Origin of the sequence: Nonomuraea sp. NPDC049028, from assembly GCF_043197735.1 — a bacterium.
Lineage (GTDB): Bacteria > Actinomycetota > Actinomycetes > Streptosporangiales > Streptosporangiaceae > Nonomuraea.
Map to the genome: position 1 here is coordinate 299,991 of NZ_JBICTR010000010.1, position 14,734 is coordinate 314,724.

12 protein-coding genes are annotated in these 14,734 nt (G+C 71.0%); 4 read left to right on the top strand and 8 right to left on the bottom strand.

Annotated features, from left to right (window positions below; all coding sequences use genetic code 11):
- Positions 1–6: 6 nt before the first annotated feature.
- From ACGFJ2_RS37965 to ACGFJ2_RS37975, 3 genes are read right to left on the bottom strand one after another with little or no spacing between them, the layout of a single operon-like run.
- Entirely contained in the window at positions 7–1,098 is a 1,092-nt protein-coding gene (locus ACGFJ2_RS37965; RefSeq protein ID WP_393476781.1) for an ABC transporter permease, read from the bottom strand.
- Positions 1,095–2,564, bottom strand: coding sequence for a sugar ABC transporter ATP-binding protein (locus ACGFJ2_RS37970; RefSeq protein ID WP_393476784.1), 1,470 nt, complete (start codon positions 2,562–2,564; stop codon positions 1,095–1,097). Before ACGFJ2_RS37970 ends, ACGFJ2_RS37965 begins: the two co-directional genes overlap by 4 nt.
- A gap of 59 nt (positions 2,565–2,623) precedes the next feature.
- A complete protein-coding gene (locus tag ACGFJ2_RS37975) occupies positions 2,624–4,834 on the bottom strand; it encodes a LuxR C-terminal-related transcriptional regulator (protein WP_357940268.1) in 2,211 nt (736 codons plus the stop codon).
- Between the two features lie 357 nt (positions 4,835–5,191).
- Here ACGFJ2_RS37975 and ACGFJ2_RS37980 point away from each other — a divergent pair, with 357 nt between their 5' ends.
- Together ACGFJ2_RS37980 and ACGFJ2_RS37985 are read left to right on the top strand one after the other, a co-directional pair.
- Positions 5,192–5,386 (top strand): DUF5999 family protein, encoded by a 195-nt coding sequence (locus tag ACGFJ2_RS37980; protein ID WP_357940270.1) that lies wholly within the window; start codon positions 5,192–5,194, stop codon positions 5,384–5,386.
- Positions 5,383–5,979, top strand: a complete 597-nt coding sequence (locus tag ACGFJ2_RS37985; protein ID WP_357940272.1) for an ATP-binding protein — start codon at positions 5,383–5,385, stop codon at positions 5,977–5,979. Before ACGFJ2_RS37980 ends, ACGFJ2_RS37985 begins: the two co-directional genes overlap by 4 nt.
- Here the strand turns inward: ACGFJ2_RS37985 and ACGFJ2_RS37990 are convergent.
- Positions 5,942–7,993, bottom strand: coding sequence for an ATP-binding protein (locus ACGFJ2_RS37990; RefSeq protein WP_393476789.1), 2,052 nt, complete (start codon positions 7,991–7,993; stop codon positions 5,942–5,944). The genes ACGFJ2_RS37985 and ACGFJ2_RS37990 overlap by 38 nt on opposite strands.
- A 251-nt stretch (positions 7,994–8,244) precedes the next feature.
- Here ACGFJ2_RS37990 and ACGFJ2_RS37995 point away from each other — a divergent pair, with 251 nt between their 5' ends.
- Together ACGFJ2_RS37995 and ACGFJ2_RS38000 are read left to right on the top strand one after the other, a co-directional pair.
- Positions 8,245–9,453, top strand: coding sequence for a DNA glycosylase AlkZ-like family protein (locus tag ACGFJ2_RS37995; protein ID WP_393476792.1), 1,209 nt, complete (start codon positions 8,245–8,247; stop codon positions 9,451–9,453).
- Positions 9,454–9,674: 221 nt separating this feature from the next.
- Positions 9,675–10,523 carry a PhzF family phenazine biosynthesis protein gene (locus tag ACGFJ2_RS38000; RefSeq protein ID WP_393476795.1) on the top strand — a complete coding sequence of 283 codons (849 nt, stop codon included), beginning with the start codon at positions 9,675–9,677 and terminating at the stop codon, positions 10,521–10,523.
- Here ACGFJ2_RS38000 and ACGFJ2_RS38005 read toward each other — a convergent pair.
- From ACGFJ2_RS38005 to ACGFJ2_RS38020, 4 genes are all read right to left on the bottom strand, one after another.
- Positions 10,492–11,634, bottom strand: a complete 1,143-nt coding sequence (locus tag ACGFJ2_RS38005; protein WP_393476798.1) for an allophanate hydrolase subunit 2 family protein — start codon at positions 11,632–11,634, stop codon at positions 10,492–10,494. The genes ACGFJ2_RS38000 and ACGFJ2_RS38005 overlap by 32 nt on opposite strands.
- Positions 11,631–12,275 carry an allophanate hydrolase subunit 1 gene (locus ACGFJ2_RS38010; protein ID WP_393476801.1) on the bottom strand — a complete coding sequence of 215 codons (645 nt, stop codon included), beginning with the start codon at positions 12,273–12,275 and terminating at the stop codon, positions 11,631–11,633. The genes ACGFJ2_RS38005 and ACGFJ2_RS38010 overlap by 4 nt, the downstream gene beginning before the upstream one ends.
- 5 nt (positions 12,276–12,280) lie before the next feature.
- Positions 12,281–13,036, bottom strand: coding sequence for a 5-oxoprolinase subunit PxpA (locus ACGFJ2_RS38015; protein WP_357940284.1), 756 nt, complete (start codon positions 13,034–13,036; stop codon positions 12,281–12,283).
- Positions 13,037–13,157: 121 nt separating this feature from the next.
- Positions 13,158–14,690, bottom strand: a complete 1,533-nt coding sequence (locus ACGFJ2_RS38020) for a hypothetical protein (RefSeq protein ID WP_357941466.1) — start codon at positions 14,688–14,690, stop codon at positions 13,158–13,160.
- Positions 14,691–14,734: the final 44 nt, after the last annotated feature.

Genomic DNA, 14,734 nt, shown 5'->3' on the forward strand with positions numbered 1-14,734 from the left:
GGATCCTTACCCCGCAGGTGGGACGGTTCGCGGTGGCGACGGGTCACGGGACGGTGTGGCGGCGGACTCGTATGGAGGCGCGGGCGGTGGCGTGCGGCGTGCCGCGGCCGGTCCCGCGCGCAGCCGGCGCCGGGCCGCGTAGCCGACGAGCCCGACCGCGATGAGCAGGGTGACCCCGTTGAACAGCGGCGTCACCCAGAAGTCCGCCCCCAGCTGGCCGATGCCCGACAGGCCGATCGCGAGCACGGCGACGGCGACGACGGTACCCAGAGGGTTGGCCCGTCCGGGTCTGATCGCGGTGGAGCCGAGCAGGGCCGAGACGAACGCCGGCAGCAGATAGTCGATCCCGACGCTCGGATTGCCGATCTGCTGCTGAGCGGCGAGCAGGACGCCCGCGAAGCCGGTGACCAGTCCGGAGCCCACGAAGGCGTAGACGACGTACCGGTGGGTCGGGATGCCGATCAGGTCGGCGGCCCGCGGGTTCGAGCCGATGACGTACAGGTAGCGGCCGACGGGGAGGCGTTCGAGCACGAGCCAGAGCACCGCGGCGAGGACGAGCACGTAGAACGCGGGGACGGGCAGGCCCAGGAACGTCGAGTCGGATATGCCGGTGAAGGCGGGCGGAAGACCTTGCGGGCCGGGCACGATCCTGGCGCCCTTGGTCGTCCAGCCCGTGATGGCGTACAGCACGCTGCCGGTGCCCAGGGTGGCGATGAACGAGTCGATCCTGGCGAACTCGACGAGGAGACCGTTGATCACGCCGACGAGCGCGCCGCCGATGAGCACGCCGAGACAGGCCAGGGGCCATGGCCAGCCGCCGGCGATGATGAGTTGCAAGGTCACGACGTGTCCGAGCCCGAGGCCATAGCCGATGGACAGGTCGAACTTCCCCGTGACGATGGGGATCATCGCGCCCAGCGCCAGGATCGCGGTGATCGAATGAGCCGAGAGGATCGACGTCAGGTTGGCCATCGTGGGAAAGGTGTCCGGCAGGGCGAGTGTGAACACCACGAACAGGACGACCGTCAGAGCGAGCAGTCCATAGCTGCCGACGAAGTGGCCGGCGGTGCGCCGCCGGCGCGGGGCTCTCGTGGTCATCGGGGATTCGCACCTGTGACAGCGGGCGCGACCGACGCGGCGTGGGTGAGGGCGGTGACCGTGAGGGCCGCACCGGCCACCTCGGTGGTCACCGTCCCCCGGACGAACATGAGGGCGCGATCACATACGTTCACGACTTCCTCGAAGTCGGCGGAGACGAGGATGACCGCCAGCCCGCCGGCGAGGGCTTCGTCGAGGAGCCGGTAGATCTCGGGTTTGGCGCCGACATCGACACTGGCCGTCGGCTCCTCGAGGATCAGGAGGTGGCGGTTCGTACCGAGCCAACGGCCGATCATGACCTTCTGCTGGTTTCCGCCGGACAGGGTGGCAAGAGGCGCCTCGGCATCGGCGGGGTGGACGCCGAAGCAGGCGACGAGCGCCGCCGCCTCGGCGCGCTCCACACGGGGCCGGATCCAGCTCAGTGGTGATCGGCCGTGTGCCCTGGGGTTCGCCAGGAAGTTCTCGCGGACGCTGAGGCCCGGGGCGGCGCCTTCCTCCTGCCGGTCGCTCGCCACCAGGCCGACACCCGCGTCGACGGCCGCCGACACCGACCGTGGACCATAGGGCCGCCCGTCGAGCAGCATGTGGCCGGCGAGGATGGGATGCGCGCCGGCCAGAGCGCGGCCGAGATCCACGTGCCCGGCACCGGTGAGGCCGACGAGACCGATGGCCTCACCGGCCCGCAGGTCGAGGCTGATCGGGCCGGCCTGCCCGGTGCGTACGCCGGTGAGGCTCAGCACCACCTCTCCGAGGGCGCGGTTCGGGCGCCGGTGGGACGTCGGTTCGCGCCCGACGATGTCACGTACGAGGGTGGTGGAATGGCCGCCGGTGAGGGTCCCCTGGCTGACGAGGCGCCCGTTGCGCAGGACCGCGACCCTGTCGGCGATCTCACGCACCTCGTCGAGCCGGTGGCTCACGTAGACGATCCCGTGACCTCGGTCACGCAGCGCGCGCAAAGCGCCGAACAGGCGGGCGCGGTCGGGCGCGGGCAGGCTCGCGGTCGGCTCGTCGAGGACGACGATCTCGGTTTCGGCGGCCAGCGCGCGGGCGATGGCGACGAGCGACCGCTCGGCGCGGGTGAGGTCGGCCATCCGCTCATCGGGGTCGAGGTGGATCGCGACGGATCGGAGGGCCGCCACGCAGCGCTCGCGCACCCCGCGCCAGGAGATGAGACCGCCGCGCCGGCGATAGCCGGTGCCCAGGGCGATGTTCTCGGCGACGGACATCCAATCGACGAGGCCGAGGTCCTGGTGGACGAACGACATGCCGCGGGAGGCGGCCTGGCTGCCCAGCGGATGGCCGGCCACCTCAACCTCCCCTTCGTCGGCGCGATAGACCCCGGCCAGGATCTTGATCAGCGTCGACTTTCCGGCGCCGTTCTGTCCGAGCAGGGCGAGAATGTCGCCGTGGTGGAGGTCGAGATCCACCCTTTCCAGTGCGGTGGTGCCGCCGAATCGCTTGCTCACTCCACGGATGCGGATGAGTGGCTCCGAGGCGGTCCGTGACGCCGGATCCGCGAGAACGGTCACGGTCTACCGGCCTGCTGCCGCGAGCTCCAGGCTTTGGCCACCTGCGACCTGGAGGTGAAGCTCAGCTTGCGCAGGATGTTCTCGACATGGCCTTCGGCGGTGCGCTGGGCGATCACCAGGGTCTCCGCGATCTCCTTGTTGCTCAGCCCTTGTGCGACCAGTTCGGCGATCTCCCGCTCTCTGCGGGTCAGGACGGACGCGACATCGGATTCGGGCGGGGGGCTCGCGGTGTCGCTGGCCGGCTTCTCCTCCAGCGCATAGGCGACGGCCTGGTCGAGCGTGAAATCCGAGCCGCGCGTGAAGGCCGCGGTGAACCCTTCGTTCTTGAGGCTCCGTCGTAGCCGGGCCTCGCATCGGCTGTGGAGACCCGCCAGATGTCCGAGTCCGGAGAGCGACGTCCCGATCGACCGCCAGACCATGTGCGCGGCGCCCAGCAGTTGAGCGGCGCGGCCGTCCTGATGCTGGTCGGCGATGATCCAGGCGAGTCCTTCCAGGCCTTCGGCGATGCCGAAATGGTCGTTGCACCGCAGCTTGAACCGCAGCGCGTCGCGCATCATGGCGACGGCGGTGCCCGGATCACCGTGCCGCCACCGGTCCAGGGCCGTGATCCACAACGCGTAGGACACGGACCAGTCCGCGTGCGCCTTCTGGGATGCCTCCAAGGCCTCCTGGCAGAGCGCCGTCGAGCGGGGATCGTTCATGACCACGGCGACCATGCTCAGCTGGAAGAGGGCGACCCACGAATGACCCCGGTGGCCGAGGGCGCGGCGGCGGACCAGGGCCTCTTCCAGGAGAGCGAACGATCGGGCGAAGTCTCCGGCCAGCAGCGCGGAAAATCCGGTGATGTGCAGTGCGCCGGCGAGTTGCGCCTCATCACCCAGCCGCTCGGCCAGAGCGCGGCACTCCAGCAACAGGGGCTGTGCGGCCAAGAGGTCGCCCTGCAGCAGCAGGAGCCACGCGTCGACCCACAGGGCCTTGGCCCGCGCGGCGATGGGGCCGGGCTCCTGGGCCAGCGCCTGCTCCAGCCAGTGGTGTCCTTCGCTGGGGGAGCTCCACGAAAGCCGGTGGCTCCACATCGCGGCGGCGATCTCGAGGGCGGCCCAGGCCTGACTCGGCTCGGTCAAGCAGAATTCCAGCGCCCCCCGTACGTTGGCCTGCTCCTGACGGATCCGGACGAGCCATTCCATCTGGCTCTCGCCGAACCACTCGGCCTCCGCCCGCGCGGCCAGCTCGCGGCACCAGTCGCGATGACGCAGCCGAAGCGTCGTCTCCTGGCGGGAATCGGTGAGCCGTTCCCATCCGTACTGGCGCAGCGTCTCCAGCATCTCGAAACGTACGCCGGTGTCCTGCGTCCTCCGCAGCAGGATCGACTTGTCGACCAGCTCTATCAGGAGACTGGGGATGTCTTCCCGGGCGATCCCGTCGCCCGAGCACACCTCTTCGACCGCTTCCAGATCGCAGCCGCCGGAGAAGACCGACAAGCGTTCCCACAGCAGTCGTTCCTCGGGCGAGCACAGGTCATGACTCCAGTCCACCAGCGCCCGCAGCGTCTTCTGGCGGGGCACCGCGACCGAGCGTTCCGTCGCCAGCAACCGGAACCGGTTGTTCAGCCGTTCGAGGATCTGGTCGACGGACAATGCCCGCATGCGTACCGCCGCGAGCTCGATGGCCAGCGGAATCCCGTCGAGCCGCTGGCACAGCCGCGTCACCGCCACGCTGTTGGCGGCATCGACGGTGAAACCGGGCACGACGGCCGCCGCACGGTCCTCGAACAGTCTCACCGCCTCGTAGCGCGCGTCGGCGGTCGCGACCATCGCCTCGCCCGTCCCGTATACGGTCAACGGCGGCACTTCCAGGAGGTGCTCACTCGGCACCTGGAGCGACTGCCGGCTGGTCGCGAGAATGTGCAGCTCAGTCGTCGCGGAGAGCAGCTTGCCGGACAGGATGGCGCATTCGTTCAGCACGTGCTCGCAGTTGTCCAGCACCAACAGCAAACGCTTGTTGAGCAGATGCTCGGACAACGCGGCCACGGTCGGCTGGCGGCAGCCGACCGTGTCGGCGATGGTCTCCGCGAGCAGCTCTTCGGCCACCAGCGGCGCCAGGTCGATGAACCACGCCCCGTCGGGGAAGGCCCGTGACATCTCCGCGGCGACCCTCAGCGCCAGCCGCGTCTTGCCCACTCCGCCGACGCCGGTCAACGTCACCATCCGGCCAGCGGAAAGCAGACGCTTGGTCTCGGTTAGCTCATGCCGACGACCAACGAAACTCGTCAATTCGGCTGGCAGGTTCCCCGCTTGCCGCCGTGTCATCGTCCCCATGACAATTTCAGGCTAACTCATCTCTGCCGCGCGAGTCCGGTGCGCCCGGGTGTGAGCGGTCACTCAGCTGATGGCGTCCTGACCTGCGATGATAGCCGCCCCGTAGCTACGTGCTCCTTACCTACGTAGGTAGGAACAGGTAATTATCCGGGCATTTATCCCGTCCTACTTCCACGGTCCGCATGCGCATGCTGGTGTGGTCAGCCAAGAACGTCGTGACAGCAGCGACCGAACCAAGGAATGATCATGTGTCAGCACCAGCCTCGGTGCCCATCCGCATACGCCGGCGACCGCGAGGCCGCGCGCCTGGTGGCCTTCCATCCCGAGCAGGGGTGGGGTCTGCTGTGCAACGGCGTGGTGGTCTTCGAGGACAACGGTGAGATCCTGCCCGACGGGCGTAGCGTTCCCGCCCACCACAGCCACCTCGGACGGGCGGCATGAACCAGTACTCCGGATCCGCGCTCATGGCCGAGAGCACACTCCGGCAGGACGACCCGGGGGACAGGGCCATGCCCTGGGACGGCCACACGCCGCTCTGGGACCGCCTCAAGGCGGGCATCCGGCGCCTCGGGGAGCTGGTCACCGGCTCCGGCCACCTCCGCGGTATGGAGGTCGCCTCCTGGTCGCTTTCCCCGGGCATGTCCTCGGTGCCGGAGGCGCGACGTCTCACCCGTGCCCGTCTCGCCGCATGGGGGCTCGATGAGCTGGCCGAGGTCGCCGAGCTCCTGGTCAGCGAGCTCGTCACCAACGCGTTGCGCCACGCGCCGGGACCGCACCGGCTCACCCTCTACAGCAGCGACGGCCTGCTGCGCGGCGAGGTCGAGGACGCGGGCACCGCGCCGCTCTGTCTCCAGCAGGCCACACCGGGCGACGAGCACGGCCGCGGACTGGACCTGATCGACCTGCTGGCCTGCTGCTGGGGCAGTGAGTCGACATCCAGGGGGAAGACAGTCTGGTTCGAACTCTCCGCCGCCTGCGCCGCGAAGTCGGACGGGTTCAGTCCTTCACCGCACAAGTCGGCATATCACAGGTGAGCACGCCTTCCACGCCGAGTCGCGTCCCGTCTCGGAAGCTCGCCGCGAACGCTCGGTTCCCCAGCGTCTCGCGGGCCTGCTCCACGCAGCGCTCGTGCCATCTCGCGTGGTACCACAGCCGGGTGGGTGAGGCGTCCGCCGCCTGCCACAGCGAGTGCGCCGCCCCCAGCATCCGGGCGGCCCGTTCATGCTCCCCACGCGCACCGGCGATCCACGCCAGCACCTCCAGGCACTGCGTGAGGCACCAGCGGTCGTTGACCTCTTCGGTCAACTCGGCGGCCGCCCTCACCAGCGCGTCGGCTCGTGGGTAGTCACCCAGGTTCCACACGGCGATGCCGAGTGCCAGCTGGGCGTACCCGCGGGACACCACCATGTGATGGGTCTCGCACAGCGCCAAGAGCTCCTCGCCCAGCCGGACGGCTCGCTCCGGGTTCTCGATCGAGCCGTACGCCGCCGCGTAGTACAGGTTGAGCACGACGCCGTGAACGTCTCCGGCGGCCCTGAAGAGGGCGAGCGACTCCTCCAGGAGCGCGAGGCCACGCTGGGTGTCACCCGTGGAGAACGCGGCGACGCCGGAGGTCCGGATGGCGAACGGCAGGACAGCCTCGTTCCCCGGCTGCCGGGCGATGAGATGGCATTCCCGCAGTCTCGGCACCGCCGCCGCCAGGTCGCCCTGGCGCAGGGCGAGCATGCTGTCCACCCAGAGCGCCGTCGCCCGCGCGCTGTCGGGCGTACGCGTCAGCTCCAGGGCGCGCTCCAGCCAGTAGCGGCCCTCGGTGAGGGCGCCGGCCAGGAGCCAGAAGCACCACAGCCTCGACGCCGTCTCGAGTCCCACGTGAGCCAGGCGCGGCTCACTGAGGCAGAGCTCGAGTGCGACGCGCACGTTGGGCAGCTCCTGCCGCAGGAGCAGGTATCGCTCGGCCTGGTCCGGGACGATCTCGTCGATCTGGTGCCGGTCGACCAGATCCCGGTAGTGGTCGATGTAGCGTCGGCACAGTACGCGCTTCTCCGCGGGCGACAACTGCTCGCACCCGTACGCGCGGATGCTCTCCAGCATGCGATACCTGAGCCCGGCCTCCCACCGCTCGCAGACCAGGATCGACTTGTCCACCAACCCGGCCACCAGATCGATCACCTCGGCGGGGGAGATCCCCTCACCCGAGCACACCGCCTCGGCCGCATCCAGGTCGACCCCGCCCGGGAACATCGACAGCCGGGTCCACAACCGCCGCTCCGCCGGTGAGCACAGGCGGAAGCTCCAGTCCATGGTCGCGCGCAGCGTCTGATGGCGGGGCAGCGCGGCGGGGCTCCCCGTCGCCAGCACCTCGAAGCGCTCGTCCAGCTCGCGCGCCAGCTGTTCCAGGGGCAAGGCGCGCAGTTGCACCGCGGCCAGCTCGATCGCCAGCGGGATCCCCTCCAGACGCCGGGCCAGCCGTGCCACGGTCGCCGCGTTGCCCGTGTCCAGGGAGAAGCCGGGCGCCGCACTCGCCGCCCGCTCCACGAAGAGGCGCACCGAATCCTGCCGGGCGATGTGGCTGAGGGGGCGGCTGGAGCCCGGCACGGACAGGGACGAGATCTGCAGCACCTGCTCGCCGTACACACTCAGCGTCTGCCTGCTGGTCGCCAGGATCCGCAGCCGGGGAGCGCCCCGCAGCAGCCGGGCCACGAAGCGGGCGCAGTCGTCGAGCAGGTGCTCGCAGTTGTCCAGGACCAGCAGCATCCGCTTGTCCGACAGGTGGTCCACCAGCGCGGTCATGGGGTCGGGTCCCGCCTCGCGCAGTCCCAGCGCCCCGGCGACGACCGGCTCCAGCAGGTGGCCGGCCTCCAGCGTGGCCAGCTCGACGACCTCCACGCCGTCCTTGTAGGTGCCCTGAAGGGTTTCCGCGACCCGGTGCGCGAGCCGGGTCTTGCCGACCCCGCCGGTGCCGGTCAGGGTCAGCAAGCGGGCCTGAGACAGCCCCCTCCTGGCCGCGGCCAGCTCGTGCCTGCGCCCGACGAAGCTGGACCCTTCCACGCGAGGACGGGCCCGGATCGTACGACCGCGCGCTGCCTGGATCATGATGCGTTCTGGTCGTCCGAGGCGTGCTGACGCTCGCCGACGTGCGATGCCACCTCAGTCATGACTGCTCCAGCGGCTCAGGCTTTCACTGCCGTCAGGTCTTAGCCGTCATCAATCAGATTATGCCCGGACCGTTTCCGCCGCACCCGGTGGCCTCTCTGGGGGGCTTGGGGGAACTGTCGTAGCTCCGGTGTAGAAGTGATGCCGTGACGATCCAGCTGACCTGGCCGAAGATCCTCGCCTGGCGCCTGCGCAGGCAGTTCGTCAGCGCTGCCGACGGGAGCGACGCGGTGGCGATCACGCGCCGACTGTGCGGCGTGCAGACCCAGGTGGCCTCCTCGGCGCAGCTGGCCGTGGCGGTGCGGAGCGCGCGGCCCGACCCGGGCGGGATCGGCCGGGCGCTGTGGGAGGAGCGCACGCTGGTCAAGACGTGGATCATGCGCGGCACCCTGCACCTGCTGCCCGCCGACGAGCTGGCCGACTACTGCGCGGCGCTGGCCACGCTGCGGACCTGGGAGAAAGGCTCCTGGCAACGCGGCCACGGCGTCACGGCGGCGGAGATCGCCGCGATCATCGAGGCGGTCCCCGAAGCGCTGCGAACGTCCCGTCCCGCGTCCCCGGCCCTGACCCGGGACGCCTCCCCGGTGCTGATTCGAGACGCATCTCCAAGGCCCCCGCTGCCCCAGGACGCATCCCCAAGCTCGGCGCTGACTCGGGAGGAGCTGGTCGAGGCCGTCGTCGAGGTCACCGGTGACGAGCACCTGCGTGCGGCGCTCACCTCGGGCTGGGGCGCCCTGCTCAAGCCGCTCGCCCGCCTCGGCGAGCTCTGCTACGGCCCGCCCCGCGACGGCAGGGTGACCTTCACCGCCCCGCGCGCCTGGCTGCCCGGCTGGCCGTCGGAGCTCCCGCCGTACGAGGAGGCAGGCGTGCGGCTGGCCCGGGCCTTCCTCGGCGCGCATGGACCGGCGACGCCGGAAATGTTCGACACGTGGCTGTTCGGGGGCGTGGCCAGGAAGGCGGTGCTCAAGGGCTGGTTCCGCGACCTGGCTCCGGAGCTGACCAAGGTCGAGACCGATGACGGGCACACGCTGCTCGCCGTGACCGAGCAGCTGGACGAGCTCGCCGCCACCAAGCCGTCCGAGGATGTGCACCTGTTGCCGGGCTTCGACCAGTACATCCTGGCTGCCCCCCGCACCCTCACACCGCTGCTGCCCACCGCCGCCAAACCCAAGGTCAGCCGCCAGGCGGGCTGGATCTCGCCGGTCATCGTCCACCGGGGGCGAGTAACCGGGGTGTGGGAGGCCAAAAACGGGCGAATCACGACCGACCTGTTCGAGCCCGTCCCCGAGAGCCTGCTCGACGACGCGATCTCCCACGTCCGTTCCCTCCTCGCCACCGCCCCGCCTGAGGACTGATGGCGGATGTGGGAGCGATCTCCCTCGCCCGCCCCCTCCTCTTCACCACCACCCGCCCGAGGACTAATGGCGGATGTGGGCCGGGAACACCGGCCGTTCGTGAGTGCGGGTTGGGATCGCTGGCCGTCGAGCCGCACCGCCTGGGCCGGGTAGGCGGTAGGCGGTAGGCGGCGAATACTGCGTGATCAGGACGTTCGGTGTCTTGAGGGGATACTTGACGCATGTTGCGCACCTTCCGCCAAGTCGACGTCTTCACCGCCACGCCGTACCAGGGAAACCCGCTCGCGGTGGTCCTCGACGGCGACGGCCTGAGCACCGAGGAGATGCAGCGGTTCGCCCACTGGACGAACCTGTCCGAAACCACCTTCGTCCTGCCCCCCACCGTTCCCGGTGCCGACTACCGGGTGCGGATCTTCACCCCGACGAGCGAGCTGCCCTTCGCCGGACACCCCACGCTGGGCACCTGTCACGCCTGGCTGGAGAACCGAGGAACGCCGAAGGAGCCGGAGACGGTCGTGCAGGAGTGCGGTGCCGGGCTGGTGACGCTGCGCAGGACGGACGGCGGGCTGGCGTTCGCCGCGCCCGCGCTGCTGCGGTCGGGGCCGGTGGACGAGCCGCTCGTCGAGCGCATCGCGGGCATGCTGGGCATCGGCCGCGACGAGATCGTCGACGCCGAGTGGGCCGACAATGGGCCAGGCTGGGTGGCGGTGCTGCTGCGGAGCGCGGACGAGGTGCTCGCACTGCGCCCCGGCCCGATCGACATCGACCTGGGCGTGGTGGGCCCCTATCCGACGGGGTCGCCGCTCGCGATCGAGCTGCGGGCGTTCTTCCCGGTCAACGGCAGTACGGTCGAGGATCCGGTGACCGGCAGCCTGAACGCCTCGGTCGCCCAGTGGCTGCTGCGCACCGGCCGCCTCACGGCCCCCTACGTGGCCGGCCAGGGCACCATGCTGGGCCGCGCCGGACGCGTCCACATCACCACCGGCCAGAGCCCCGAGGACGGTCAGGAGCCCGTGGTGTGGGTGGGCGGCTCCAGCGTCACGTGCGTCGTCGGCCAGGTCGAACTGTGAACCGTACGCTGTCACCCGGCCGGAGCTGGGCGGCGATCGGCAGGTCCGCCGACCGCACCACGCCGATCACCGGGTAGCCGCCGGTCGGTGGGTGGTCGGTGAGGAAGACGATCGGCTGCCCGCTCGGCGGCACTTGCACCGCCCCCGTCACCATGCCCTCACTGGGCAACTCGCCCTCACGCGCCCGCGACAGCTCTCGGCCGCGCAGGCGTACTCCCACGCGGTTGCTGTCCTGGCTCACCTCGTACGGCTCGGCGCAGAGCTCGGCGAGCGCGTCCGGCGCGAACCAGTCGTCGCGCGGCCCCGGCACGATCCGCAGTACGGCGGGCGGCGGCTCCCCGGCGGGCGCCAGATCCACCGAGATCTCCATCAGGTCCCCGGAGCCGCCCACCGGGAGTACGGTCCCCTGGCGCAGCGGCGCCGGGCCGAGCCCCGACAGCGAATCCGTGGAACGGCTGCCGAGCACCGGCTCTACGGCGATCCCGCCCCGCACAGCCAGGTAGGTCCGCAACCCCCATTCGGGCGCCCCGAACCGCAACTCACTCCCGGCCGGAACCCAGAACGGCACATTCATCCCGGCCCCGAGGGTGGGCGAGCGCCGGGCCTCCTCGGGAACAGACGCGCGCCCGGCCTCACCGGTGATGGGCGACCGCCCGGCCTCCACTGGGCCGGGCCTTCGCCTAGCCTCGACGGGAACGGGCCTTCGCTCAGGCTCGACGGGAACGGGCCTTCGCTCAGGCTCGACGGGAAAGGGCCTTCGCTCAGGCTCGACGGGACCGGGTGAAGGCCCGGATCCCACGGCGTCCGGCGGAGGCTCGGACCCCACGGCGGCCGGTGAAGCTCCGGCTCCCACGGGGATAGGGGAAGGCCCGGATAGCGGGCAGGGGGCGCCCGTGACCGCGACCCAGGCGCCCGAGTGGAACGCCAGCCGCGCCCCTCCGTACGTCAGCTCGATCCCCGCCGCGTCCTCGGGGTTGCCGACGAGCCGGTTGCCCAGCCGCAGGCTCGCCTCGTCGGCCGCGCCGGAGCGGGGCACGCCCAGGTGCGCGTAGCCGGGGCGGCCCAGGTCCTGGATGGTCGCGTACGGGCCCGGCGTGAGCACTTCGATCATGCCGGCTCGAACCGTACGCGGGTTCCGGGCCGGAACAGTGACGGCGGCTCGGCGTCGACGTCCCAGATCCGCGTCGTCGTACGGCCCAGCAGCCGCCACCCGCCCGGCGAGGCGGTGGGGTAGATCGCGGAGTAGGGACCGGCGATCGCCACCGAACCGGCGGGCACCGACGTGCGCGGCGTCGCCAGCCGTGGCAGATGGAGCGCCGGATCCAGCCCGATCAGATACGCGAACCCCGGCGCGAAACCCAGCCAGCCCACCACCAGCTCCCGCCCGGTGTGCCGCGCGATCACATCGTCCGCCGACATCCCGGCCAACTCGGCCACGGAATCGAGGTCCTCCCCGTCATAGACAACGGGAATGGCTACGACCCCCTGCCCGGTCCCGGACAGGGCCCCGCCAGGCTCCCGGGACTCAAGCGCCTCGCCAGGCTCTCCGGGCTTGAGCGCCTCGCCGAGCAGTTCGTCGAGCCGCGACCGCAGCAGGCCCTGGTCCGCCCCCGGCGCCACCACCAGCACCGTCTCGGGCCCCGGTACGATCTCCACCACCCCAGCGGGCCGCGCGGCACGCAGCACCGCGTCGAGCCGGTGCGACACGGCCAGCGACCCCGTCTCCACGAGCAGCCCGTGCTCCCCGGCCATCCGGATCATGCGAAGGCCTGCAGGACCACTCCCGCCTCCAGCAGCCCATCGCGTACGGCCTGCGCCAGTCGTACCGCGTCAGGTGTGTCCCCGTGCACGCAGATGGACCGGGCGGAGACCGACACCGGGCTGCCGTCCACGGCGGTCACCCGGCCCTCGACAGCCATCCGCACGGCGCGGGCCGAGACCGTGGCGACATCGTGGATCACCGCTCCGGGCTCGCGCCGGGAGACCAGCGTCCCGGCGGCCGTGTAGGCACGGTCGGCGAACGCCTCGGTGATCGTCGGCACGCCCTCGGCGGCGGCCGCTCCGTGCACCACCGAGCCGGGCAGCGTGAGCACCGGCAGGGAGGTGTCGTAGTCGGCCACGGCCTCGATCACCGCGGCGGCCTGCTCCTCGTCGCGGCAGATGCGGTTGTAGAGCGCGCCGTGCGGCTTGACGTAGGAGACCCGGCCGCCCATGGTCCGCGCGATGCCGTCGACGGCCGCGAGCTGGTAGAGCACCTCGGCGCAGAGCTCCTCCGGCTCGACGTCCATCTCCCTGCGCCCGAAGTGGGCCAGGTCGCGATAGGACACCTGGGCCCCGATCGCCACACCCCGGTCCACGGCGGCCGCGCAGGTGCGCCTGATCGTCACCGGGTCGCCGGCGTGGAACCCGCAGGCGACGTTCGCGCTCGTGACGATGTCGAGCAGCGCCAGGTCGTCGCCCAGCCGCCAGACGCCGAAGCCCTCGCCCAGATCCGCGTTGAGGTCGATCACCATGCTCCCATCATGGCGGTAGCGGCCACCTCAGCGCGACGACGGGGTCACGGACGCCGACCCGCGGCGAGATGGGCGTACACCGGGCTAGAGGGCGGAGCGGGCGCGGCGGGCGTACATCGCGCTAGATCTCGTCAGGGATGTCGGCGATGTCGTCGAGGGCGGAGGCGAGTTCGTCCGGGTCGCCGCCGATTCGCTCGGCGATCTCGATGAGCACGTGCAGCACGTCATGGCGGTCGTGGCCGAGGTCGAGCAGCCGCTGAGCCGCCTCCCACAGCTGCGGCGGGTCCCCGTCCCACAGCCGCGCGGCGATCTCCTCGTGCCAGGCCAGGTGCTCCTCGTCGATGGCGCCGACGTGGTCGATCTCCAGGAGCGTGCGCCGGTCGGCCTCGTCGGCCGGGTTGAGCGCGTCCAGGTCGATGCCGCCGTGCACGCCCTGCAGGAACGGGAACGCGAAGGCCCGCCTGGCCAGCGCCGACAGGTCGCCGTCCGGCAGCAGCCGCTCCAGCAGCGGCCGGTCCAGGCCGAACGAGGTCGGATCCCGGTACGCCTCCGGGAACTTGCCGGTCGCCTCCCACACGGCGTCCAGCGTGTCCTTGAGCCCCGTGTCGGGCAGGCCGGTGCGGCGGGCGGCGAAGCGGATCCACGCCGACAGTACGTGCGGCATGGCCTCCTGTTCGGCCACGCTTAACATCACCTTGCGCGGCAGCCAGTCGAGCAGGAACGTCTCGCACTTGGTCGGGCTCACCCGCAGCGGCCGGTTGAAGTCCTGCTCGCAGCCGTAGTCGATGATGTGGTCGGCGCACCGCGAGGCCGCCGACGGGTCGGACAGGTGCTCGGCCGCGTCGGAGGCGAGGAACTCCGCGGCCAGCATCGCCCGCCGCTCGCGGCTGTAGGGAGCCTCGATGTGCAGGGGGGCGGGGCGCTTGCGGCCCGGCGGAAGGGCCTTGAGCCGGGCGCGGGCGAAGGCGTGGTAGGCGCTGTAGCTGTCGCTGACCGGCGGCGGGGTCTTCGGCTCCCTGGTGGCCTTCATGGCCGACTCCAGCAGCGCCCTGGCCTGCTGGGGCTCGATCTCCTCGAACAGCAGCATCGGGTTGCCGGCCGCCTCGACCCGTGCCTTGTCCAGCAGTGTGTCGACCTGGGAGGAGACCCAGGCGTCGCGCGCCATGCCCGACATGTTGTGGTCGACGACCATGACCAGCGCGTGCCGGTCCTGCTCGCGCTCGAAGGTCACCGGCGTCTCGCCGCCCGCCTGCTCGTCGCGGGGGCCCTCGCTCCAGCGGTAGCCGAACGTGCAGATCACGGTGTCCTGGTCGCCGTAGGCGTCGCGGGAGACGTAGCAGCCGGTCGGCTTGACCGCGCCCACCCGGTCGGCCCAGCCGGGCCGGGCCACGCCCGATTCCATCATCGCCAGCGCCGCGCCCTCCGCCTTGGCACCCTGGCGGGCCGTGCCGAGATAGGCCAGGCAGATGAGCAGCGTCAGCGACGCCGGAGTGCCGGCCTTGGCGGCGTAGTCGACCAGACCCTCGCCGAGTACCTGTTCGACATCACCACCCCTGACGCGCCTGCCCCACCAGGCTCCGATCATGTCGGAGACCATCAGCTCCGCGTCAAGAGGGCTGCGCACGGCCAGAAGCTCGCGAGCCGCCTGCACCATCTCCTTGAACACATCGTCTGGTGGGGTGCTCTCCCGGGGATCTC